The organism is Arthrobacter sulfonylureivorans (genome assembly GCF_022637435.1).
Taxonomy (GTDB): Bacteria; Actinomycetota; Actinomycetes; order Actinomycetales; family Micrococcaceae; genus Crystallibacter; species Crystallibacter sulfonylureivorans.
This window is the reverse complement of sequence record NZ_CP093326.1, coordinates 2077211-2099596: the sequence shown is the minus strand read 5'-3', so window position 1 is coordinate 2099596 and position 22386 is coordinate 2077211. Positions and strand designations below refer to the sequence as shown.

Here is a 22386-nt window from a genome sequence, read left to right as displayed (position 1 = left end):
CAGGGCACGGCGGCGTTGGTCAGCGGGTCGGCGGAACCGGTACTTCGTCTACTTCGTCGGGGGCCTCGGGGTAGGCGCTCGGCTCCGCCGGCGGAGTCCCGATGAACTCTATGATCGCGATCACAACCACCACGATGATGGTGATGGTGATGACGACGCCGATTGTGGGCTCTGACCAGAACACGAGCACCAGGCCTCCGACAATGACCGTGGCCACCCAGAGCAGCCTCTTATACCGGTAAACCCAGTTGCCCACCCCGCCAGTGCGCATGCCCGCCGACTCCGCCGATCCGCGCAGGCGGCCGATCCCCCTCGAGGCGGAGGCACGCGCCCGTACGGCGGAGGCAGAGGTTCCGGTGAAGTACGCGGCTATCGCCACCACCAGCGCGATCACCGCGGTGAGGCGCAGTGAGTCACGCAGGAAGCGCACCAAGGTGTCGAAGACCAGCCCCGCCGAATCGCGCGATAGCACTACGCCCGGCAGCGCCTGAAGGTAGGCGATGCGGGCCACCGTCAGGGCAATCCCCAGTGCGAGCATCGCGGCTACGACGCCGAGCGCACCCAACATCACGGCACGGGCCCGGTGACGCGAAGCCAGCACTCCCGCGACGAACAGGATGCCGGTGATGATCGGCAGCCAGATGCTGAGTGCGTTCAATACCCGGTACGCGGTCTGGGCCTGGGTGACGGCGTCCGACTGCACCAGCTCGTAGGAGGCATTCACGTTGGGGATGTTCTGCGCCAGGCCGAACCCTTCGGCCACGAGCCGCTCCTTCACCTGAGCAATGATCGGACCGAGGTTGACCGAGATCGTGTCATTCTGGGCGCTGATCGCCCCGCCCTGGTTGCCTTCCAGCAGCTTCACCAACTGCTCGTGGGCGATCTCGTTTGAGCGGTCCCAGACGGTGTCGAATTGCGGGCTGCTGATCGTTTGCTGCACGCGGCTGTGGACGAAATTCTCAATGCCCGCAATCATCGGCTGCTGCAAGGCAGTCAAGGCGGCCTGGGCCCGTGGTGGCAGCCCGAGGTCGGACACCGCGTTAAACGCTTCGTCCGTGACCGCCTTCAGATCCACGTGGGTGAAGATGACGTTGGTGACGGCGTCGGTCAGGTCCGCCTGCACGGATGGGTCGTTGATCAGCGGACTGACGGTTTCAACATACCTGTCGGTGTCAGAGACCACGCTGCCCGCCCACACCCCCACCACCGAGATCGGAGCGAGCACACACGCCAGCGTGAGCAGCACCGCCGAGCCAACTGATCTCCAACGATGCCTTTCCTCGGCAGGTCCGTGCACGTCGCCTGGCGCACGGACACGTTCGGCCTCGAGTTCGGCCACCCGGGCCCTCAGCCGTTGTAGCTCCTCGGCATCGGTCATTCCTGGATCCGTCATCGCTGGCTCCGTTCAGGCGCGCTGTCGTTCGGGCGGGCACTATCGCCTCAGGATTCATCCGTTGACTACAGTCTCCCGCCGGAAGGACGGCGTGCTCATCATCTGGGAAGGATGAAATCGTGAAGCCTCACACCGGCCAATAACGCCAAACGCCCGGTACCGCACCTTCGTGCGGTACCGGGCGTTCGCCGTCGTTAGTTCTTACCAGCCGCGCTCGGCGAGGCGGTGCGGCTGCGGGATTTCGTCCACGTTGATGCCGACCATCGCCTCGCCCAGGCCGCGGGAGACCTTGGCGATTACGTCCGGATCGTCGTGGAAGGTGGTGGCCTTGACGATGGCAGCGGCGCGCTCGGCCGGGTTGCCGGACTTGAAGATGCCGGAGCCAACGAAGACGCCGTCGGCGCCCAGCTGCATCATCATCGCGGCGTCGGCCGGAGTGGCGATGCCGCCCGCGGTGAACAGCACCACCGGCAGCTTGCCGGTCTGCGCAATCTCCTTGACCAGTTCGTACGGGGCCTGCAGTTCCTTGGCCGCCACGTACAGCTCGTCTTCGGGCATCGCGGACAGGCGCTTGATCTCGGAACGGATCTGGCGCATGTGGCCGGTGGCATTGGAGACGTCGCCGGTACCGGCCTCACCCTTGGAACGGATCATCGCTGCGCCTTCGTTGATCCGGCGCAGCGCCTCACCCAGGTTGGTGGCACCGCAGACGAACGGAACGGTGAAGTTCCACTTGTCGATGTGGTTGGTGTAGTCGGCCGGGGTCAGCACCTCGGACTCGTCGATGTAGTCCACGCCAAGCGACTGCAGCACCTGCGCCTCGACGAAGTGGCCGATGCGGGCCTTGGCCATCACCGGGATCGAGACGGCTTCGATGATGCCGTCCACCATGTCCGGATCGCTCATCCGGGACACGCCGCCCTGCGCGCGGATATCCGCCGGAACCCGCTCAAGGGCCATCACGGCCACGGCACCGGCGTCTTCGGCGATGCGGGCCTGATCGGGTGTTACGACGTCCATGATGACGCCGCCCTTCAACATCTCGGCCATGCCCCGCTTTACCCGGCTGCTGCCGGTCACGGGGGCGTGAGTTGACGTTGCTTCACTGCTGGACACTAAAAGCCCCTAGGAGTCGGTCGAAAACGTACATCTCATCATACGTCCGGGGCCGTGAACCGGCTCACCGGTGACGTAACCTTCGAAAACGCCCGACGGCGGCCGCCCGCCTCGTGTCGCCGTCCCGCCTCCCGCGGTCGTCCCGCAGAGCGGCGGCCAGCCGGTCAGGCGGTCAGCCGGGTCTGCCGGTAGACGGTCATGATCCTCTGGATCACGGTCACCAGACTGGCGGCGGCCAGCAGCACCAGGACCACCAGCAGGACGATTTCCGGCAGGCCCAAACCGGTCAGGCCGGTGAAGACCAGGACCGCGACGAGCCGCTCGGATCGTTCGGCAAACCCGACGGCGGCCGTGCAGCCAAGCGATTCGGCCTTGGCCCGGGCGTAGGAGACCAGCGAGCCCAGCAACAGGCACACGAGCGCGAAGACGGCGATGGCCGGGTTCTCTCCCCCGGTAAAGAACCAGATGGCCACGCCGGCGAACACCGCACCGTCGGCCAACCGGTCGAGGGTGGAGTCCAGAAAGTTGCCCCAGCGGCTGCTGCGCTCCAGCATGCGGGCCATCAGGCCGTCCACCATGTCGGCGAAAACGAACGCCGTGATAAAGACGGTGCCCCAGAACAGCTCGCCCAGCGGGTAGAAAACCAGCGCCCCGACGCAGACCCCGAGCGTCCCGATGATCGTGACCGCGTCAGGCGAGACGCCCATCCGGATCAGCACGCGGGCCAGCGGGGTGAAAAGCTTGCCGAAGAATCCGCGCGCGTATTTGTTGAGCATCGCCGCGTTACCGTGCGGGCCAGGCGTCGGCTACCTGCTTGCGGACCTCGTCCAAGGTCTGGGTGATCGCCTTGGTCTGCGCGATGATCGGGAAGAAATTCCCGTCGCCGCCCCACCGCGGCACCACGTGCTGGTGCAGGTGCGCCGCGACGCCCGCTCCGCCGGCTTCGCCTTGGTTCATGCCCAGGTTGAAGCCGCTGGGGTTCGCCACCTTGCGCAACACACGCATGGCCGTCTGGGTCAACTCGGCGAACTCCGCGGTTTCTTCCGGGGTGATGTCCGTGTAGTCGGGCACATGGCGGTACGGACAGACCAGCAAGTGGCCGGGGTTGTACGGAAACAGGTTCAGTACCACGTAAGCGGACTCGCCGCGGTGGACGATCAGCGATTCCTCGTCCGGTCGGGCCGGCGCCACGCAGAACGGGCACTCGTCCTTGTTCTTGAACTGCCCCTGGCCGCCCTTGACGTAGGCCATCCGGTGCGGCGTCCAGAGCCGCTGGAATGCATCCGGGACTCCGGGCAGCTCGAAGCTGTCCGTTGCCTCATCATCCGCCCGGCCCATCATGGCTTCCTTGGTTGTCCCGGCCATCGTCAGTTGCCGCGCCTGGCCACAGCCTGCACGATCCGCGACACTGCCTCGTCCACCGGAATGCCGTTGTCCTGGCTGCCGTCGCGGAAGCGGAAGGAGACCGCTCCGGCTTCGGCATCCTCGCCGCCGGCAATCAGCACGAACGGTACTTTGTCCTTGCTGGCGGTGCGGATCTTCTTTGGGAAGCGGTCCGACCCCAGATCGGCCTCGGCGCGGATGCCCTGGGCCCGCAGCTTGGCCACAATCTCCAGCATGTAGTCGTTGAAGGTCTCCGCCACCGGAATGCCGACAACCTGTACCGGAGCGAGCCAGGCCGGGAACGCGCCGGCGTAGTGCTCGATCAGCAGGCCCATAAACCGCTCCACCGACCCGAACAGCGCACGGTGGATCATCACCGGCCGCTGCCGGGAACCATCGGCGGCCTGGTACTCCAGCTCGAAGCGTTCCGGCAGGTTGAAGTCCAGCTGGATGGTGGACATCTGCCAGGTCCGGCCGATCGCGTCCCGCGCCTGAACCGAGATCTTCGGCCCGTAAAAGGCGGCTCCGCCCGGATCCGGCACCAGCTCCAGGCCGGATGCTTCCGCCACCTCGGCCAGCGTGCGGGTAGCTTCGTCCCAGACCTCGTCTGAGCCGACAGACTTTTCGGGATCCTTGGTGGAAAGCTCCAGGAAGAAATCGTCCAGCCCGTAGTCCTTGAGCAGGTCCAGCACGAAGTTCAGCGTGGTGGTCAGCTCGTCCTTCATCTGCTCGCGGGTGCAGTAGATGTGGGCGTCGTCCTGGGTCATGCCGCGCACCCGGGTCAGCCCGTGGACCACGCCGGACTTCTCGTACCGGTAGACCGAACCAAACTCGAACAGCCGCAGCGGCAGTTCGCGGTAGGACCGTCCGCGTGAGCGGAAGATCAGGTTGTGCATGGGGCAGTTCATCGGCTTCAGGTAGTAGTCCTGGCCGGGCTTGACCACCTCGCCGGTTTCCGGATCCCGGGTCTCGTCCACGTGCATCGGGGGGAACATGCCGTCCCGGTACCAATCCAGGTGGCCGGACACCTCGTACAGATTGCTCTTGGTGATGTGCGGGGTGTAGACGAATTCGTAGCCAGCCTCGGTGTGCCGCTGCCGCGAGTAGTCTTCCATCGCCTTGCGGACGGTGCCGCCCTTGGGGTGGAAAACGGGCAGGCCGGAACCCAGCTCGTCCGGGAAGGAGAACAGGTCCAGTTCGGCGCCCAGCCGGCGGTGATCGCGGCGCTCGGCCTCCGCCAGCCGCTCCTGGTAGGCCTTCAGGTCGTCCTTGGTGGGCCAGGCGGTGCCGTAGATGCGCTGCAGCTGCTTGTTCTTCTCGTTGCCACGCCAGTACGCGGCGGCCGAACGGGTCAACGCGTAGGCGTTGGAGATCAGCTTGGTGTTCGGCAGGTGCGGGCCGCGGCAGAGGTCCTTCCAGACCACTTCGCCGCTCTTGGCGTCCACGTTGTCGTAGACGGTCAGCTCGCCGGCGCCAACTTCGATGTTGGCTCCCTCGCCGGCCTCATCGGAGTGGCCCTTGAGCCCGATCAGCTCTTCCTTGTACGGTTCCCCGGCCATCTCGGCCAAGGCCTCGGTCTCGGAGACCGCGCGGCGGACGAAGCGCTGGTTGGAGTTGACGATCTTGAGCATCATCTTTTCCAGCTGCTTCAGGTCCTCCGGCGTGAAGGGTTCATCGACGTCGAAATCGAAGTAGAAGCCGTCTGTGATGTACGGACCGATGCCAAGCTTGGAGTCCTTGCGCAGCTGTTGCACGGCCTGGGCCATCACGTGCGCGGTGGAATGGCGCAGCACGTTCAAGCCGTCGGCCGAATCGATGGTCACGGCTTCCACTTTGGCGCCGGCCGGGATGGGCTGGTCCAAGTCCTTCAGCTCGCCATCCACGCGTACGACGACGACCTCCCGCCGGGTGCCGTAAAGGTCGGCTCCCGTCGTGCCCTCGGTCACCTGGTTCTCTTCGCCGTCGACGATGAGGGTGATGTTCTGGGGCGCTGACACAGAGGTCTCCTAATTGTTTGGCTGCGGCCGTTACTGCAGCGACATACGTGGGCGCTGCAAGCCTCTACGATCGTATCCGCTGACGAGTTGCCGGACCAACATCGGCGCGGCCGGATCCGGTGTGACCACCGCCGAGGATCGGGCCATGAACGGACTCACTGCGGAGGCATGCCCGCGACGCCATCGAGTACGGCGAGACCGCGGACCGGCTGGCCGTCCGTCCCGGACTGGCGCAACTCTGGGTACTTCTCCGCCGAGGAATGGCCCGCACAGGAACGGGCCGAGTCCGCCACGCTGGTCTCGGGAGGGCCACGTCCTCGAGGCGGTCTACGCTCGTGCCGCCGCCGCGCTGTTGTCGGCACAGATGTCTGCCGTCGGCCGGCTGACCCGCAGGCCGGTTCCCCGCAGCCGCGAGGCCATTCAGGTCCTAGAAGGGCGGTGTCTGCGGCTGGGCTGGCCAACCGTCAAAGGGACTGAAGTTTCTGCTCGGCCTGGTGGGTTCGGTGGCGCCGGGCATGCCGATATCCAGTTCTTCCTGCCTCGGCACAGGTAGCGGACCGTCTCTGTGAGCCGAAAGGTTCGGGGCGTTCGCTTCATGAGGAGCAGACTCTAATACCGGTAAGGGCCCGCCGGATTTTCCGGACCACTGTCCTACGGTTACTGGTTCCGGTTGGCGTTCGGGTAGTTGGGCGTTCTTCAGCCAGGCGTGGTTGCGTAGTGGTTTTTGTGCCGGATCCAGGGTGGGCGGTGGGAAGAACCAGGCGACGCCGTTGATGACCTCGATCCGCCAGTCTCCTTCGTGGATGAGGTGGTGGTGGTGGCTGCACAGCATTACGCCGTTGTCGGTGGAGGTTGGGCCGCCCTTTTCGAACCACCGGATGTGGTGCACTTCGGTCCAGGGTGAGGGGGCGGTACAGCCGGGGAAGGCGCAGCCTCCGTCCCGGGCGATGATCGCCAGCCGCAGGTATTTCGGGAACAGCCGCTGGGATTGGCCGACGTCCAGGATCACGCCCATGCCGGCCAGGACCACCGGGATGATGTCTGCATCGCAGGCTATCCGGCGAATGGTCTTGGCGCTGAGCGCTCCGGAGAAGGTGCCGGTTCCGGGGCGGCCGAGGTCGGTGGCCAGGTCTTTGTAGTCAATGGTGGCCAGCAACTGGGGACGGCGTCCGCCGGCGGCCGGCAGCAGGTCCGTGGTCAGAGCGACCTTGCAGGCACCGATGAGTCCGTCCAGTTGCTTCTGCTGTCGGGTCCGCCCGTCCAGGTCCCGGCCGGTGGCGGCGGCCGGATCAGCATCGTCTGGTTGGTTCCCGCCTGCTGCGGTTCTGCTAAGCGGGTCGACGGCGGCGGGCAGGTACCCGGCAGCGTCCTCGCCGGTAGCATCATCCCCGGTGCCGGGGGCGGCACCGGGCGTACCGGTGCCGGCAAACCCGACCGTGCCGGCCGTGGCGGTGCCTTCCCTCAAGCGGGGATTGGTGGCCGTGTTGTAGACCGTGGCCAGGACCTCGTTTTGCTCGTCGGTGGCGTTGATCTCGTAGCAGTGCAGGCCGTTGCGGCGGCCGCGGTAGAACAATCCTTGGCGTGATTTCAGCTCGGCGGCTGTCGGGTCGGCGCCGCCGGGATTCAGGCCGCCCTCCCAATACCGGATCAGCTCCCGCAGCGAATCGGCGTCGTAATCGGAGGCATGCTTCACCAGTGCCTCTTCCATCTTGCGCAGCTGGTCCGGTTCGGCGGTGCGGCGCAGCCCGTCCACGGCTTTCCGGATCAGGTTCGCGGCCTGGCCGGACACTTTCCCGTCGTCCAGCGCACGGGCGAGCACCGGCAGCCGGGGCGGCGCGGCCGGCCTGCCCTCGGGCACCGGCCGGGCTTCGGTGGCTTCCGCGAGCTGGAACCGGCGCGCGGCTTCCTGCCGGGCAATGCCGAGCTTGGCCCGCAGGAAATCCTCATTCGACTTGAAGGCGCCGCGTTTCGGCCGGTCCGGTGCATCCGGATCGTGGGGTTCGTCCGTTTCGCCGACGGCAGCGATGTTCTGCGCTTTGATGATGCGGGCCAAGACCAGCTGGGTTTGGGCAACGGTGTTGGCCAGCTCTTCAACTTGTGCTGCCGTCCGGGCGACAGACTTTGTACTGCGTGTCAGCCCGCCGCTCCGAAGCCGGCTGTTCAGTCCACTGACTTCGGCGCACAAACGGGCCAGCAGAGCGGACTCATCCTGCCCTGCTCCTGAAGCCGCATCCAGCACCTCGATCGCCATGAATCAAGCCTATGAAGGGCACGAAAGGGGCAGGAGCGGTGGAAACGAGGATGTGGACGAGGTGCCGGCGAATGGCGCCTGTGGAGGTGGGGTGCCCGCGCCGAGCGTCGGCGATTGGTGCCTGTGGAGGTGGAGTGCCCGCGCCGAGCGTCGGCGATTGGTGCCTGTGGAGGTGGGGTGCCCGCGATGGGGCTGTGCTGCGGACTGTGGATGTAGGGCCTACGTTTAGGCCCGGGACGAACGGCTTCCGGCCAGCCAGGGTTCTGCCGGGCCGCGGTTGTCCAGACCTTCCTCGGCCATGCGGCGGGCGAGCTCGCCGGTACTCAGTGGCCCGGCAGGGGGTGCCGCCGATGATGCGGCAGGGGTCCGAACGTGCGGAGGTTCGGGACGGACGGCGTTTCCCGGCAGCGGCAGACTGGCAGCGTCGGACAGGTCCCAGGCCTCGAGCGCCTGCAACCCGATTCCTTTGGGACCGGTCCGGCGGGTGAGTCCACGAATGAGCAGCAGCTCGGTCCCGAACAGCAGCGAGCCGGAGCGTTCCTGTGCCTCCTGGAAAAAGGTGGCGTCTACACAGCCGGTCCCGTCGTCCACGCTGATGAAAACCACCCTGCGGCCGCCACGCATGGGCGGGGTTTGGGTGGCGACCCGGATACCGGCCACCATCACCTCGCTTCCGTTGCGCAGGCCCAGCAGATCCTTGGCCGGTGTGACACCCAGTTTTGCCAGTAGCGGCGCGTAGCTTTCCATCAGGTGGGAGCTGGCGTCGATCGAGAGCAAGTCCAGTTCGGTGCGCACCATGTCTACCGCAGTCGGTTCTGGGAAGACCGGGACCAGATTGCGCAGTTCCAGATCCCCCAGCGGTAGGGACAGCTGGCCTTCGATGGGCTGGTAGCGTTTGGGCACCGGGCGTGCGGTTGGCTGGTCCAGGTGATAAACCAGATCCGTCCGGCTGGCAGCACGTCCGCCGCGTTGGCCGGTTGCCCGGTTCAGTTCGTCGAAGGCTCCCAGCTGGGCCAGGCGTTTCAGCGTGGGTTTGCTGACCTTTCCCCGGGCCCGCAGGTCGGCCAATGATTCGTACGGCTGCCCGGCGACAATGCGCTGGAGTTCGGCAGCTGAGAGCCCATAGATGTCAGCAAGGCTGAGCCGGATGCCCAGCTTTTCTCCTGTCTCGGAAGAAACACGTTCCACCCGGTAGCGGCCTGCGCTGCGGTTGATGTCCAACGGCAGGATCGGGATGCCGAGCCGCCGTGCCTCGGCTACCAACAGCCGCCGCGGGTACATCCCCGGGTCGTGCTGCCAGAGCCCGGCGAGGAACGCCTCCGGATGGTGGGCTTTCAACCACGCGGTCTGGTAGGTGGGGACGGCGAAGGCGGCACCGTGGGCTTTGCAGAAGCCGAAGCTGCCAAAGGACTTCAACGTAGTCCAGACCGTATCCACTACTTCCGGCAGATATCCCCGGTCCAGCGAAGCTTTACGGAAATAATCCTCCACTGCCGGTTCGGCTTCCTCGTTGCCCAGCAACCGGCGGAATTCGTCCGCCTTGGCCAGCCCGCATCCGGTAAAGACATCAAAGGTCCGCAGGACTTGCTCATGGAAGACAGTCACGCCGTGGGTTTCCTTCAAAACCGGGATCAGGTCCGGATGAGGGAACCGCTCCGGAGCCCAGCCGTGGCGCTGCTCCAGGAACGGGCGGACCATGTCAGATTGCATGGGGCCGGGCCGGAACAGCGAAATATCGATGATCAGGTCGTTGAAGTCCCGCGGCGCCATCTTGCCCACTAGTTCACGCTGACCCGGGGATTCAATCTGGAAGCACCCCAGAGTGTGGGTGCTGCGGATCAGCTCGTAGGTCGGTTCATCGTCCAGTGGGACCTGTTCCAGGTTGATTGTCCCGTTCGCGGCGATGTAGCTAGGCCCTTCCCCGTCCTCGCCCACCGGGTGCTTTCCGGCTGCTGTCACCGCTTCCTTGTTTGGATGGATGCGGGCGATTTCGGCGAGCGCGTAAGCCATCGAGCTCTGCATCCGTACACCCAGCACGTCCAGCTTGAGCATGCCCATCGGATCCATATCGTGTTTGTCAAACTGGCTCATCGGCAGTCCCAGTCCGCTGGGCTGGGTGGGGGTACGGTCCAGCAACGAGGTGTCGCCCAGGATCACCCCGCAAGGATGCATGGAGATATGCCGGGGCAGCCGGTCCAGCCGTTCGGTCAGGTCCACCAGCAGATCCAGTTGCTGGTTCTGCTCCACCTGGGCCGAGAATGCGCGCAGTTCCGGCTTCTCTGCCATCGCTTCACGGAATTTGCGCGCGGAGAACCGCCAGAGCTGTTTGGCGATACCGGAGATCTCATCCTCCGGCAGGCCAAGTGCTAGGCCGGCGTCGCGGACCGCGCCGCGGGCGCGGTAACCGTTCTGCATGCTCATCAGAGTGACCCGTTCGCTGCCGAATCGGTCGAAGATCTTCTGGTAGACGTTGTGCCGCTCTGCGCTTTCCACGTCAATGTCTATGTCCGGCAGGGTGGAGCGGTCCTGGGAGAGGAAACGTTCGAAGATCAGCCCGTGGTCCAGCGGGTTTACGTGGCTGATGTAGAGCAGATAGTTCACCAGGCTGGAGGCGCCGGAGCCTCGGGCAGAAGCCCGGACGCCCATGCCGGTAATCATTCGCGATACTTCGGCAACTGTCAGGAAGTAGGAGGCGAAGCCCAGCCGGGAGATGATGCCCAGCTCATGTGCCAACCGGTCCCGCAACTCCTGTTCTGCCCGTCCGGATATTCCGCCAAACCGTTCGGCGATGCCGGTTTCACAGCGCTGCAGCAGCTCGGTCAGTGGCTCCCCGTCGATTCCGATGACCGTGGCTTCCGGGACCACGGGATGTTTGAAGCCCATATCCTGGTAAGGGTCCATCCGGCACCGGTCCGCCACGGCTTCCGTCATGGACAGCAAGCGGTGCACGTCCCGGCTTCCGCCACCGGCAGCCTGAACGACTTCCCGGGCCAGTGCCTGCATCTGGGCAGGGGCTTTCAGCCAGCCCTGTGCACTGGGCTGCAGGTCAGGAAGTTTGGACAGGGCCGTTAAAGCCCTAGCCGAGTCCAGCACATCTGCGGTGGCGGCTCCGTCCTCTTCGCAGTAGCGCACCGCGTTGGTCAGCACTGCTGGAATCTTCAGCTCCCCGGCAAGGTTGAGCATGCGCACAGCATGGGCGGTGCTCAGGTTCTCGCCGGGGGCACTGAGGTGGGAAACGATCTCCATTGCCAACGATCCGACCGGCAGTACGGTGCACCAGTGTCCGGCCAGCCGCCGCGCTTCGGCATAGCTGCGGCGGCGCAGCGCCTGCCCGAGCTCGGACATTGGCCCCAACAGCACCGTGAGGGCAGGTCCGCCGTCCGGAGTACCGGCATGCCGGGCGAGTTGTTCCAGCGTCACCCCGGGCGTCCGGTGCCTGCTTCCCCGCCCGCTGCCTGCCGTACCGTCATGCGCTGCCGAAATCAGGCGGCAGAGCGCATGGTAGCCGTTGCCTTGGTTCCCGCCATGCGCCAGCACCACAACACGTCCGGTGTCCCGGCCGCTGTCGTCCTGAACTGCCAGATCCACGCCGACTATCGGATCAATCCCCACTGCCAGGCAAGCCTTGATGTGCTTGACCGTTCCGTAAAGTCCATCCCGGTCTGTGCAGGCCAAAGCGTCCGCTCCGAACGAAGCGGCTGCGCCGGCCAACTCATCAGGCCAGGAGACACCGTAGTGGGCGCTGAACGCCGTGGATACGTGCAGATGGGTAAAGCTCATAGGTCATTCCAAACGCCTTATTCAAGGCACGGGATCGTTATCCGGCAGGCTGCCGCGAAAACCGAGGCGGATAAATACTGCGTGCCTGCGCTCAGGCGCTCAGTTCCCGGACGGCATCATGGACACGGATCAGTCGCCAGCGATCGGCATCCACCTGATGGGAAAGATCCAAGGTGCGGATCTGGGACCCGCTGTTCAGCCGTGCCTGCACGCGCCAGATTTCGTGGTCCACCAACCCGGCCCCCCTGCCCCGCTCTGCCCGCAGCTCTTCCGCCCACCATTTGCGGCGTTCATACCAACGCACAGGTTCTGCGACGATCCGGTAGCTCCTGCCCTGCCACCGCAGCCGCAGCGGCTGTCCGGCAGGGGAACAAATAACTTCGACAGCTTCACTGAAAACACCCATGTTCCAGTCACCTTTCATCTGGACAACGGGTCAGAGTCCGCAGCACGCGCCCCTGCGCCAACACGCCTGCCGAAGAACTTGACCCTTCTATTCTATTCGAATATGTGTTCGAATCCAAGGTCAAGCGTAGGGACGGGCACTGACAAAATCAGGGTGAGTAGTGAGGACGCCTAAGCCTGCAACAATTGCCTGGCTTGCCGCAGCGCTGGCCCGCATGCCACACGATCTTCCTCGGGGATATCCAGCAGCTCCATGATTTCCACCGGCCGGCGAGCGCTGTCCGGATCCCCCAGCCGGACGTGGAGTTCGGCAAGGCACGCGAGCGCTTCGACCTGGACGGGTACGGCTGCCTGCCGCAGGTTGCTTGTGACCGCTCCGGCCAGAATCTTCACCGCCTTGTGCCGTATCGCCATGGGAGTCGGCCAGTACAACCGCGTTGGCCACGGCCGCGGCCAGCTTTCCCGCCGCGGGCCCGGCCGTTGTTTCCGCTCCAAGACCGGAGGCGCTGTCCCGCATGACCCGGATCCAGTTACCTGCCGGGTCGACCAGCGAAAATCCGCTCAGTCCACATACTTGCGCCGTCGCGGCCGGGTAATCCGGGAAAGCCGACCATCGGCAGTTTTCCGTAGCCAGCCCTCAACCCGGCGGCGCCGGCGTCGAAGAGCCGCACGGCAGCAGCGGAACGGTCCGCGACCCCATTGGCCTAGCCTTGCTCGGCCAGATCCTTCACATCGCCCACCAGCTTGTCCCACATCAACTTGGAGTGCTCCGCCGCTTCGGCATTGGCATTGTTGTCCTGCGACAGCGTGAACTCGGTGCCGCCGGGAACCTCCTGCAGCGTCCAGATCAGGCGGTGGTAGTTCTCCGGCACGTCCTCCTGTCCGGTCAGCGGGCTGAAGTGAGTGACGACCAGCCGCCTTCCCGGTTCGAACTCCAGCACCTGGCCCTTGTCTTCGTAGGCCTTGCCTTCCCATTCACCCCGCCAGCGGATGGGCCCGCCGATGCTCCAGTCGGTGTGCACCTCGGTACCGAACATGAACCCCTTGATCGCTTCGGGGTCGGTAATCACCGCCCAGACACGATCAGGCGGTGCCGCGATGGTCGCCGTCGAACTGGCGACAAACTTTCCCGTCATGAGTAACTCCCCCGCAGACACCCTCAAACCCCACATACACCCTCACAGCGGCTGGGTCCCGCTACTTCCCTAGCTTCCAGCAGCCAGGGCCGGCGCACAATAAGTCCGGCGGAATTGTTGCGGGCGGCCGCCGACAAACCGGACCTGGGTGAAGCTGACAGCCGGCGGGCGAGAGCGCCCGGGAAAGGGAGATGCCAGGCTGAAACGAACTTGAGGGCCGGGAGGAGCCCTCAGGCAAACAGCGAGAGGATGGCCGTCGTGAAATCACTTCTGCGAACGGCCGAGCCAGCACTCATGCTGCCTCGTCGATGAGATCGGGCCCGTTATTGCGCACGTTGTTGACCTTGGAACTGACCCGCCGCGGAACAAGATGTGGTTCGGGCATGGCATCCAGCAGCTGTTGAACATCGGCCTCGGATGTTGTTTCCGGATCCAGCCAGTCCGAATAAAGGTCAGTCGGGACGATCAGCGGTGTTCTGTCATGGATGTGCCCGAGCGAATCGGAAGCTTGGGTGGTGATGATGGTGCAGGTCCGCAGCCACTTCTCCGGATGATCTTCCGGCAAGGCTGGATCCGGCCAATTCTCGAAGAGAGCCGCGAAGGCCAACATCTCTTCGCGTTCGCCGTGCAGATAGATCGGTATTTTGCCGTCCGGGGTCTTTTGCCATTCAAAGTACCCATCGGCAACGAGCAACCCGCGCTTTTTTGCCGCCGCCTTTCGGAACGAGGGTTTTTCCGTGACGGTCTCCATCCGTGCGTTGATCAGTCGCGCGCCGGAGCGAGGATCCTTGGCCCACGGGGGCACGAGGCCCCACCGAGCCATGATGAGTTTCCTGGATACTCCATCGCCGTCGGGGCCCCTGCGGTCGATGATCAGGGGGACTTCGTCAGTCGGTGCAACGTTGTACGAAGGCTGGATCTCTTCAACATAGGACTCATCGACGTCGAACGAAGCCACCAGATCCCCGGTGCTCCGCGCCATGACGTATCTGCCACACATGCCTCCATTATGGTCCAGTACCGCGGATCCGGACGGCGCAGGACAGGCATAGTTCCCGGCTTTTCGGGGCGTCCTGGGATCTCCCAGTGGGCCGCGACGAAGGCCACGAGTCGGAACTATCCGCGGCCACGCTTAGCGCCGGGAATGACCACGGCCGGCACCGCGTTGACATGTACACAAAGCTTTCACACCAGAAGGAGCCACCTTGGATTACACACCTGCTGCCGGAACCGTCACCATGTTCTCCACCACCTGGTGCGGGTACTGCCGTCGCCTGAAGACCCAGTTCGATGCGCAGGGCATCGGCTACACCGAGATCAACATCGAAGAGGTCCCGGGCACCGCCGAGCTGGTCGAGAAGCTCAACGACGGAAACCAGACGGTTCCCACCCTGCTCTTCCCGGATGGCAGCAGCGCCACGAACCCGCCGCTCTCACTGGTCAAGGAGCGCCTGGGCGTCTAGCAGCCGCAGGCTCCGCCGCCGGAATTCGAACCGCAAGCATCAAGGGCGCCACAGTTTTCATAACATTCGTTTTGGAAATTGTGGCGCCCCTGTTTTCTTCCTAGGATGGGCAGGGTGGCCGACGACGGCCCCGCCAGACTTCGCTAGGAAGGAATCACTCCCGCATGGTTCACAAGGTACGGGCAGTAGTGGCCCTGGAAAAGAATGCGCCGGTCTCCATCGAAACTATCCTGGTGCCGGACCCGGGTCCGGGCGAGGCGCTGGTGGACATCCTCACCTGCGGCGTCTGCCATACGGACCTGCACTACAAGCAGGGCGGGATCAACGACGACTTTCCGTTCCTGCTCGGCCACGAAGCCACCGGCGTGGTCAACGCCGTCGGCCCGGACGTGACCAACCTGGTCCCCGGCGACCGCGTGATCCTGAACTGGCGCGCCGTCTGCGGCGAATGCCGGGCCTGCCAGCGCGGCCAGGCACAGTACTGCTTCAACACCCACAACGCCACGCAGAAGATGACGCTGGAGGACGGCACCGAGCTCTCCCCCGCCCTGGGCATCGGCGCCTTTGCCGAAAAGACCCTGGTGGCCGCCGGCCAGTGCACCAAGGTGGACGACGACGTCGATCCGGCCGCGGTGGGCCTGCTCGGCTGCGGTGTCATGGCCGGTATTGGCGCGGCCATCAACACCGGTGAGGTCAAGCGCGGCGAATCCGTCGCCGTGATTGGCTGCGGCGGTGTTGGCATCGCCGCCATCGCCGGAGCCAAACTGGCCGGAGCCACCACGATCATCGCGGTAGATATCGACGACAACAAGGTGGAACTGGCCAAGTCCCTGGGTGCCACGCACGGCATTAACTCCAAGGAGCAGGACCCGGTGGAGGCCATCCGGGCGCTGACCGGTGGCAACGGCGCCGACGTCGTGATTGAAGCCGTGGGCCGCCCGGAAACCTACAAGCAGGCGTTCTACGCCCGCGACCTGGCCGGCCGCGTGGTGCTGGTGGGCGTCCCGACGCCGGACATGAAGCTCGAACTGCCGCTGCTGGATGTGTTCGGCCGCGGCGGATCGCTGAAGTCCTCCTGGTACGGCGATTGCCTGCCTTCCCGCGACTTCCCCATGCTGGTCAGCCACTACAAGCAGGGCAACCTGGACCTGGACGCCTTCGTCACCGAGCGGATCACGCTGGATGACGTGGAGGCCGCCTTCCACAAGATGCACGAAGGCAAGGTCCTGCGTTCGGTGGTGGAGGTCGCATGAGCGCCTCGATCGAAAACCTGGTCACTTCCGGCACTTTCTCGTTGGACGGCGGCACCTGGGACGTGGACAACAACGTCTGGATTGTCGGTGACGACGCGGAGGTGTTCGTCATCGACCCGGCCCACGACCCGCAGGCCATCGCCACCGCGGTCGGTTCCCGGACCGTGAAGGCCATTCTGCTGACCCACGGCCACGACGACCACATCCGCGCCGTGGGCGATTTCCGGGACCTGGTGAAGGCACCGGTCTACCTGCACGACGACGACCGGATGCTCTGGGACACGGTCTTCCCGGACAGCACGCCGGACCACTCGATCAAGGACGGCGATACGTTCGAGGTCGCGGGGGCGCAGCTGAAGGCCATCCACACTCCGGGCCACTCCCCCGGCTCGGTCTGCTTCCATCTGGAGTCTGAGGGCGTGCTGTTCAGCGGCGACACGCTGTTCAACGGCGGCCCCGGCGCCACCGGCCGCAGCTACTCCAGCTTCGAGACGATCATCGAGTCGATCAAGGACAGGCTGCTGACGCTGCCGGCCGAGACCACGGTGAACACCGGCCACGGCGATGCCACCAGCATCGGCGCCGAGGCACCGCAACTGGACGAATGGATTGCCCGCGGGCACTGAGTACGCCCCCTATCCAACTCCCATTACACCGCCCGCGCTCAACCGGATTTCGGCCTGAGCACGGGCGGTGTTCCGTGTAGGGGCTGGGTCAGCACATCCGGGACGTCCTGCTGCCATGGAAACAGCCCTTCCTCGTCGGCCCAGATGGCCTGCAGGCCGCGTAGCCGGCCCTTGTAAATATCTGCCGCAACCAGGAGCACATCCTCCGGCCGCTCAATCCGGGCCAGCGCCACCTTCCGCGGCCGCAACGGTACTTCCATCCCGGCAACCAGGGTGCGGCCATGGTGGAGCACCCGGTGCGCCAAGAGGCTGAGAATGGCGTGGGTTTCCGCCAAGGTCCGTCCGGTAAGCAGTATTTCGGGATGCTGCACCTGGGTCAGCCCGATGGTGTAGCCAAAAGCGGTGTTGTCGGTATCCCCCTCGACAATCATGCATTGCCAGCCGTACTTGTCGATGGTTCGGAGCGTCTTCTCCCTGGCCTCCCGCTGGGTCATGCCGTTGCAGATATCGCACACCATGGGCTCCTCTTGCCGACTGATCGGATTGTCCAGCCAGTCTGCATCCGCGTCCGCTGCAACGGCACCGGCGAATCCGCCGATGTGGATAAGGCCGATGTGGATAAGTGGGCCCTAGCCGCCGATATAGTGCATCTCCACTTTCCGCCCCGGCCAGCCAGCCGCAGGCGGGGCACCAGTCCCGGCCGGAGCGCTGCCGGAACGAGGATCAACGCCCGCGGTCTCGGCGCTGCGCAGCTCCGAATAACGGTCCGACCGGCGGCGCCACACGCCGGCGAGCACGCCGGCCAGTTCGTCATCGTCAGCGCCACCGCGCAGCAGAGCCCGCAGGTCGGTGCCGGCGGTGCCGAACAGGCAGGTGAACAGCTTCCCATCGGTGCTCAACCGGGCCCGGGTGCAGCCGTGGCAGAACGCCTGAGTGACACTGGAAATCATCCCGATCTCGCCGCCGCCGTCGCGGTACCGGAAGCGCGTCGCGGTCTCGCCGGCGTAGCGGGGAGCCAGCGGTTCCAGCGGGAGTACGGCATCGATCCGGCGCACCACGTCCGCGGAGGGGACCACCTGCTCCAGATTCCAGCCGTTGGTGGAGCCGACATCCATGTATTCGATGAACCGCACGATGTGCCCCGTATTGCGGAAGTGGCGCGCCATCGCGAGGATGCCGCCGTCGTTCATTCCGCGCTTGACCACCATGTTCACCTTGACCGGGCCAAGCCCGACGGCGGCCGCGGCCTCGATTGCCTCCAGCACCGTGGCCACGGGGTAGTCGACGTCGTTCATCCGGCGGAAGGTGGCGTCATCGACGGAGTCAAGAGAGACCGTTACCCTGGACAGCCCGGCCGCTTTGAGCGCCCCCGCCTTGCGGGCCAGCACCGAACCGTTCGTGGTCATCGCCAGGTCCAGCGGGAGGCCGTCGGGTGTGCGCAGCTCGGCGAGCCCGGCCACCAGATTTTCGATCCCCCGCCGCAGCAGCGGTTCGCCGCCGGTCAGCCGGATCTTTTCCGCGCCCTGGGCGGCCGCTATCCGGGCCACCCGGGTGATCTCTTCGAAGCTGAGCAGCTGGTCTTTCGGCAGGAAAACGAAATCGCGCCCGAAGATTTCCTTGGGCATGCAGTAGACGCAGCGGAAGTTGCACCGGTCGGTCACGGAGATCCGCAGATCCCGCAGTGGCCGGCCCAGTGTGTCGTCCAGAGTGTGCGGACCGTGCTGCGCTGGCCCGTCCATGGTGCGCCTCCGCCGTGCCGGGACTTGAAGTCCCTTCCAGACTAGGCTGGCTGCACCCGGACTACAACGGGCGCCGGCACCAGGGCCATCAGTTCGCCGAACGCCCCGTCCCGCACCGCGGCGTGGCCGGAGTAGGCCGCACGCAGCGACCGTTCCACCGTGGCGACGCTCAGCCCTGGCACCAGGTCTTCGGCCGACCCGGCGGTCGCCGGGTCCCAGTCCAGCCCAAGTGCGTCGTAACTGGCCGTGAGCACCTCGCGCAGCGGAGCCGAATCCTGCACCACTACCACCGAGGAAAACAGCCAGGCGCCCGCCACTACCCGTTGCGCGGTCCCTACCAGCTTGACCCGGCGCAGCGGATCAACCGCGTGCGCGCCGTGAACGCTGAACTCGCCGGGGCAGTACTCCCCCGGGATTTCGCCGACGGCGGCGAGCAGTCCCGCGTCGCGCAGGCCTGCGGCGATGAGCTCGCCGAACTGGCTGAAGCGCCTCTTCGCGCCGGCAATGGCATCGGCCAGCGGCTCCACATGGTCCAGAATGAGGCAGCCTTCGTGGTATGCCGCGGCACGGCCTCCTGCCTTGCGGACCAGCGGTTCGAATCCGAGTTCGCGGCAGCGCCGTGCCGCCTCTTCAAAGCCGGGCAGGTGGGCGTCGCGCTGGCCAAACGCCACGGTCGGCGCCGGACGGTAGACGCGCATGGTGGGGCCCAGCCGCCCCTGCTTGGCGGCGGCCAGCAGTTCCAGCCCGTACTGCAGGTCCGCTTCCGCACCGAACGATTCCGGCTGCTGGACCCATTCAAGTCCGCCAGCGGTTTGCGGTGGCTGCTCCAACGTCATGCCTGCTTCCTCAACGTGCTGCTCCGCGCTTCCGGCTGGGGCGGAATACCCCTGCCATCTTACGGCGCGGCCGGCGGCCTGCGCCGAACAGCCCGTGTCCGGACACGGGTGGGTCGGGACGTAAGCGCCGGACACGGAATAATAGCGTTGTGCCTTCTCCCCAAACCCCGCTCATTTTGCTCGGCGGCGCCTCCGGTTCCGGTAAGTCCTATCTGGCGGCCCGTTTCGGCCGACCGCACGTGGAGCTCGACGGGTTCTACCGGGAGATCGGCGAGCACACCGCCGCTTCTCCGCTGCCGCAAACGCCTTACGGAGAGATCGACTGGGACCATCCCGGGACCTGGAACAGCGACGCCGCGGCCCGCGCGATGGTGCAGTTGCTGCAGACCGGGCGGACCGAGATCCCCAACTGCTCCATCGCCACCTCCAGCTACACCGGTCACCGCACCTTGCATCTCGCCGAAGGCCCGGTGATCGCCGAGGGCATCTTCGCCGATGCCGTGCTGGCCCCGTTGCGCAGCCTCGGGGTGGAGGTGCACGCCGTCTTCATCAAGGTCCCTCCCATCACGACGGCGGTGCGCCGGCTGGTGCGTGACCTCCGCGAGCACCGCAAACCGCTGCCGTTCCTGCTCAAGCGCGGCTGGGCGCTCTTCCGCTCCGAACGAGGCGTGCGTGAACGCTACCTGGAAGCAGGGTTCCGCGCCGTCGCCAAGCGGCAGGTAAAGAAGGAACTGGCCGGGTTGCAGCCGCTTTCGGTCGGCGGCCGACAGTAGCGCTCCGAACCTGCTCGCTCCAAACCTACTCGGTGACGTCCCAGATCCGGCGCCACCAGTGACGCTTCGGCTCGGGCTCCGGCGCCTCATCTGCCGCCGCGGCGGCCTTGGCTACCCGGCGTTCGTGCCAGCGTTCCACCTCGTACTCCACGTCGCGGGTCTTGGTAATGACCGGCGGGCCGCCCTGCAACTGGCGCCGCGCGTTGACCACCCTGGCGTTGAAGTCCGCCAGGATCTCGCGCACCTGCACTTCCGCAACCTGCTGGTCCAGCCGGCCGTCCAGCTCTGCGTCCTCGGTACGCAGCAGCAGGGCTTCCGGGCCCAGCCCGGTCAGGTGCTCGCGCTCGATCAACCCCTTGAGCCACCAGTCCGGGTCGTAGCCGTTGCCCAGGTTCGGGATCGGTTTGCCGGCATATTTCAGGTCGTCGAACTCGCCGCGCGCCATCGCCTCCCGGACCAGATACTCAGCGCGTCGGGAGGTGTCCATCTCCCGGATTTTCCGCTGCTTCTCCTCGTCCGCAGCGGTCTGTTCGGCATCCTCCGGAACGGCCGGGCCGTGTTCCCGCGCGGCGCGCAACTCGGCGGCGCGTTCCATCCGACGGCTGTTGTCTCCGGATGCCCTGCCCATCTGTCCCTCACCGCCTCCGTAGAGCCTTGGCCCGGCTGCGCTGTCACCGGGCGATTGTTGATATTTTCCCAGCCCGGACTACACGCGGCAATGCACGGTGGCAGACTCGGAGCCATGCGCGCATTCGTCGTCCTCGGCACCTCTTCCCAGGTCCCCACCCGAACCCGCAACCACAACGGCTATCTGTTGCGCTGGGACAACGAGGGCCTGCTGTTCGATCCGGGCGAGGGCACGCAGCGGCAAATGCTCCTGGCCGGAGTCTCGGCCAGCCGGATCACCCGCATCTGCCTCACGCATGTGCACGGCGACCACTGCTACGGTTTGCCGGGCGTGCTTTCGCGCATGGTTCTTGACAGCGTCGAGCATCCGGTCCACCTGCATTACCCCGCCTCCGGCGAGGACGTGGTCCGCGCGCTGGTCTCGCTCGCCTCGCCGGGGCTGGACCTGCACCTGCACCCGCACGGCGCGGCCGGTGCCATTGCGGATGGACTCGAAGTCCAACGGCTGGACCACCGGATTGAGGCCTATGGCTACCGTCTGACCGAGCCCGACGGCCGCACGCTGCTGCCCGAGCGACTCGCCGCCGCCGGGGTTTCCGGTCCCGACATCGGACGCCTGCGGCACCAGCGCGCCCTGAACGGTGTGCGGCTGGAAGATGTCAGCGTGCCGCGGCCCGGCCAGCGGTTCGCCTTCGTCATGGACACGGCGGTGTGCCCCGGCGCGGAGGACCTCGCGGACGGAGCGGACCTGTTGGTGGCGGAGTCCACCTTCAGTGACGACGACGGCGCGCTGGCAGCGCAGTACCGCCACCTCACGGCGGGACAGGCAGGCGACCTCGCGGCCGGCGGCGGGGTGGGCATGCTGGTGCTCACGCACTTCTCATCGCGCTACGCCGACCTGACTCCGCTTGGCGAGCAGGCCCGCGCCCGTGCGGGGAACACCGCCGTCGTTATTGCACGGGACCTGGACGTGATCCCCTTTCCCAAGCGCCGGCAGACCACCGCGATGTGAGGACCTTGGCCGCGGGAGGCCCGCGTCCGTCCCTGCCCCACACCAGTGCCAGCACCGTTCCGCCGCCCGGTCTCTTCCCCCGCCGGCGGCAGCGTCCGGGATCCGGCCTATTTCCTCTGGCACGCGGTCGGGCCATGTTGGCACACTAACCGCGAGATACCGTCCAACGTCATTCTCGCTTCTGAATTCACTGCCCGGTTCGACGGCTTTTCCATCGGCTCAAACGACTTGACGCAGCTCATCCTTGGCGTTGACCGCGACTCTGAATTGCTGGCCCCGCTGTTCGACGAACGGGACGAAGCGGTCAAACACATGATCCGGGACGTCATCGCCCAGACCCACCGTGCCGGAATCAAGATCGGAATCTGCGGTCAAGGCCCCAGCAACCAAACCGACTTCGCCGAGTTCCTCATCGATCAGGGGATCGACTCGATTTCCCTGAATCCCAGACACCGTGCTCAAGACAATTCCGATTATTGCCGCCGCCGAACTTCGACGATACCGGAGTCGACGTCCTCGATCACTCGGTGCACGCGCTGCGGGACGCCCACTGGTCAAGGCTTCCCCGATGGAGTGCCTAGCGATTTACAGAGCTC

The 22386-nt window shown here is 65.7% G+C and carries 20 protein-coding genes and 1 pseudogene; 6 read left to right on the top strand and 15 right to left on the bottom strand.

Features of this window, described 5'->3' with window-relative positions; all coding sequences use genetic code 11:
* Positions 1 to 19 precede the first annotated feature (19 nt).
* The 11 genes from MNQ99_RS09810 to MNQ99_RS09760 form a co-directional block, all read right to left on the bottom strand.
* Positions 20 to 1393, bottom strand: a complete 1374-nt coding sequence (locus tag MNQ99_RS09810) for a hypothetical protein (RefSeq protein ID WP_127512690.1) — start codon at positions 1391 to 1393, stop codon at positions 20 to 22.
* A 201-nt stretch (positions 1394 to 1594) separates the two neighbouring features.
* A complete protein-coding gene (gene pdxS, locus MNQ99_RS09805; RefSeq protein ID WP_127512691.1) occupies positions 1595 to 2509 on the bottom strand; it encodes a pyridoxal 5'-phosphate synthase lyase subunit PdxS in 915 nt (304 codons plus the stop codon).
* Between the two features lie 164 nt (positions 2510 to 2673).
* Positions 2674 to 3285, bottom strand: coding sequence for a phosphatidylinositol phosphate synthase (gene pgsA, locus MNQ99_RS09800; RefSeq protein WP_241912823.1), 612 nt, complete (start codon positions 3283 to 3285; stop codon positions 2674 to 2676).
* Positions 3286 to 3292: 7 nt separating this feature from the next.
* Complete coding sequence (locus tag MNQ99_RS09795; RefSeq protein ID WP_241912822.1) at positions 3293 to 3874, bottom strand: HIT family protein; 582 nt, start codon at positions 3872 to 3874, stop codon at positions 3293 to 3295.
* 2 nt (positions 3875 to 3876) lie between these two features.
* A complete protein-coding gene (thrS, locus tag MNQ99_RS09790; protein ID WP_241912821.1) occupies positions 3877 to 5889 on the bottom strand; it encodes a threonine--tRNA ligase in 2013 nt (670 codons plus the stop codon).
* Positions 5890 to 6316: 427 nt separating this feature from the next.
* Positions 6317 to 8140: an HNH endonuclease signature motif containing protein gene (locus MNQ99_RS09785; RefSeq protein WP_241912820.1), complete on the bottom strand. Its 1824-nt coding sequence runs from the start codon at positions 8138 to 8140 to the stop codon at positions 6317 to 6319.
* Between the two features lie 225 nt (positions 8141 to 8365).
* Positions 8366 to 11920 carry a DNA polymerase III subunit alpha gene (locus tag MNQ99_RS09780; RefSeq protein ID WP_241912819.1) on the bottom strand — a complete coding sequence of 1185 codons (3555 nt, stop codon included), beginning with the start codon at positions 11918 to 11920 and terminating at the stop codon, positions 8366 to 8368.
* A gap of 91 nt (positions 11921 to 12011) precedes the next feature.
* Positions 12012 to 12326, bottom strand: a complete 315-nt coding sequence (locus MNQ99_RS09775; protein WP_241912818.1) for a DUF6504 family protein — start codon at positions 12324 to 12326, stop codon at positions 12012 to 12014.
* Positions 12327 to 12496: 170 nt separating this feature from the next.
* Positions 12497 to 12718, bottom strand: coding sequence for a hypothetical protein (locus MNQ99_RS09770; protein ID WP_241912817.1), 222 nt, complete (start codon positions 12716 to 12718; stop codon positions 12497 to 12499).
* A 311-nt stretch (positions 12719 to 13029) separates the two neighbouring features.
* Positions 13030 to 13461: an SRPBCC family protein gene (locus tag MNQ99_RS09765; protein WP_127512698.1), complete on the bottom strand. Its 432-nt coding sequence runs from the start codon at positions 13459 to 13461 to the stop codon at positions 13030 to 13032.
* Between the two features lie 292 nt (positions 13462 to 13753).
* Entirely contained in the window at positions 13754 to 14461 is a 708-nt protein-coding gene (locus MNQ99_RS09760) for an SOS response-associated peptidase (protein ID WP_277883533.1), read from the bottom strand.
* 205 nt (positions 14462 to 14666) lie between these two features.
* On the opposite strand from MNQ99_RS09760, the gene MNQ99_RS09755 reads away from it, so the two are divergent.
* The 3 genes from MNQ99_RS09755 (at position 14667) to MNQ99_RS09745 (ending at position 16803) form a co-directional block, all read left to right on the top strand.
* On the top strand, positions 14667 to 14924 hold the full coding sequence (locus MNQ99_RS09755) for a glutaredoxin domain-containing protein (protein ID WP_127512700.1): 258 nt from the start codon (positions 14667 to 14669) through the stop codon (positions 14922 to 14924).
* Positions 14925 to 15088: 164 nt separating this feature from the next.
* Positions 15089 to 16177 (top strand): S-(hydroxymethyl)mycothiol dehydrogenase, encoded by a 1089-nt coding sequence (locus MNQ99_RS09750; protein ID WP_241912816.1) that lies wholly within the window; start codon positions 15089 to 15091, stop codon positions 16175 to 16177.
* Positions 16174 to 16803: an MBL fold metallo-hydrolase gene (locus MNQ99_RS09745; protein ID WP_241912815.1), complete on the top strand. Its 630-nt coding sequence runs from the start codon at positions 16174 to 16176 to the stop codon at positions 16801 to 16803. The genes MNQ99_RS09750 and MNQ99_RS09745 overlap by 4 nt, the downstream gene beginning before the upstream one ends.
* Before the next feature lie 38 nt (positions 16804 to 16841).
* Here MNQ99_RS09745 and MNQ99_RS09740 read toward each other — a convergent pair whose 3' ends face one another.
* The 3 genes from MNQ99_RS09740 to MNQ99_RS09730 form a co-directional block, all read right to left on the bottom strand.
* Complete coding sequence (locus MNQ99_RS09740) at positions 16842 to 17321, bottom strand: DUF4262 domain-containing protein (protein WP_241912814.1); 480 nt, start codon at positions 17319 to 17321, stop codon at positions 16842 to 16844.
* Positions 17322 to 17432: 111 nt separating this feature from the next.
* The gene (gene moaA / locus MNQ99_RS09735; protein ID WP_241912813.1) at positions 17433 to 18542 is read right to left on the bottom strand and encodes a GTP 3',8-cyclase MoaA; all 1110 of its coding nucleotides are present in this window, start codon (positions 18540 to 18542) and stop codon (positions 17433 to 17435) included.
* Positions 18543 to 18583: 41 nt separating this feature from the next.
* Positions 18584 to 19378 carry a lipoate--protein ligase family protein gene (locus MNQ99_RS09730; protein ID WP_241912812.1) on the bottom strand — a complete coding sequence of 265 codons (795 nt, stop codon included), beginning with the start codon at positions 19376 to 19378 and terminating at the stop codon, positions 18584 to 18586.
* A gap of 149 nt (positions 19379 to 19527) precedes the next feature.
* Here MNQ99_RS09730 and MNQ99_RS09725 point away from each other — a divergent pair, with 149 nt between their 5' ends.
* Positions 19528 to 20151 carry a uridine kinase family protein gene (locus MNQ99_RS09725; protein WP_241912811.1) on the top strand — a complete coding sequence of 208 codons (624 nt, stop codon included), beginning with the start codon at positions 19528 to 19530 and terminating at the stop codon, positions 20149 to 20151.
* 25 nt (positions 20152 to 20176) lie between these two features.
* Here MNQ99_RS09725 and MNQ99_RS09720 read toward each other — a convergent pair whose 3' ends face one another.
* A complete protein-coding gene (locus tag MNQ99_RS09720; protein ID WP_241912810.1) occupies positions 20177 to 20779 on the bottom strand; it encodes a DnaJ family domain-containing protein in 603 nt (200 codons plus the stop codon).
* Positions 20780 to 20893: 114 nt separating this feature from the next.
* Between MNQ99_RS09720 and MNQ99_RS09715 the strand changes: the two genes are divergently transcribed.
* Together MNQ99_RS09715 and MNQ99_RS09710 are read left to right on the top strand one after the other, a co-directional pair.
* A complete protein-coding gene (locus MNQ99_RS09715) occupies positions 20894 to 21790 on the top strand; it encodes a ribonuclease Z (protein WP_241912809.1) in 897 nt (298 codons plus the stop codon).
* Between the two features lie 153 nt (positions 21791 to 21943).
* Positions 21944 to 22286 (top strand): annotated as a pseudogene (locus tag MNQ99_RS09710) (putative PEP-binding protein); the annotation flags it as partial.
* Positions 22287 to 22386: the final 100 nt, after the last annotated feature.

What these genes read in the sequence shown, in the direction of transcription:
- pgsA (WP_241912823.1), bottom strand. Translation starts at nt 3,285, where the DNA reads ATGCTCAACAAATACGCGCGCGGATTCTTCGGCAAGCTTTTCACCCCG.
- MNQ99_RS09760 (WP_277883533.1), bottom strand. Translation starts at nt 14,461, where the DNA reads ATGTGTGGCAGATACGTCATGGCGCGGAGCACCGGGGATCTGGTGGCT.
- MNQ99_RS09780 (WP_241912819.1), bottom strand. Translation starts at nt 11,920, where the DNA reads ATGAGCTTTACCCATCTGCACGTATCCACGGCGTTCAGCGCCCACTAC.
- MNQ99_RS09715 (WP_241912809.1), top strand. Translation starts at nt 20,894, where the DNA reads ATGCGCGCATTCGTCGTCCTCGGCACCTCTTCCCAGGTCCCCACCCGA.
- MNQ99_RS09765 (WP_127512698.1), bottom strand. Translation starts at nt 13,461, where the DNA reads ATGACGGGAAAGTTTGTCGCCAGTTCGACGGCGACCATCGCGGCACCG.
- MNQ99_RS09810 (WP_127512690.1), bottom strand. Translation starts at nt 1,393, where the DNA reads ATGACGGATCCAGGAATGACCGATGCCGAGGAGCTACAACGGCTGAGG.
- MNQ99_RS09730 (WP_241912812.1), bottom strand. Translation starts at nt 19,378, where the DNA reads ATGACGTTGGAGCAGCCACCGCAAACCGCTGGCGGACTTGAATGGGTC.
- MNQ99_RS09795 (WP_241912822.1), bottom strand. Translation starts at nt 3,874, where the DNA reads ATGGCCGGGACAACCAAGGAAGCCATGATGGGCCGGGCGGATGATGAG.
- MNQ99_RS09775 (WP_241912818.1), bottom strand. Translation starts at nt 12,326, where the DNA reads ATGGGTGTTTTCAGTGAAGCTGTCGAAGTTATTTGTTCCCCTGCCGGA.
- MNQ99_RS09745 (WP_241912815.1), top strand. Translation starts at nt 16,174, where the DNA reads ATGAGCGCCTCGATCGAAAACCTGGTCACTTCCGGCACTTTCTCGTTG.
- MNQ99_RS09720 (WP_241912810.1), bottom strand. Translation starts at nt 20,779, where the DNA reads ATGGGCAGGGCATCCGGAGACAACAGCCGTCGGATGGAACGCGCCGCC.
- MNQ99_RS09785 (WP_241912820.1), bottom strand. Translation starts at nt 8,140, where the DNA reads ATGGCGATCGAGGTGCTGGATGCGGCTTCAGGAGCAGGGCAGGATGAG.
- MNQ99_RS09740 (WP_241912814.1), bottom strand. Translation starts at nt 17,321, where the DNA reads ATGGTGTGCGATATCTGCAACGGCATGACCCAGCGGGAGGCCAGGGAG.
- MNQ99_RS09750 (WP_241912816.1), top strand. Translation starts at nt 15,089, where the DNA reads ATGGTTCACAAGGTACGGGCAGTAGTGGCCCTGGAAAAGAATGCGCCG.
- moaA (WP_241912813.1), bottom strand. Translation starts at nt 18,542, where the DNA reads ATGGACGGGCCAGCGCAGCACGGTCCGCACACTCTGGACGACACACTG.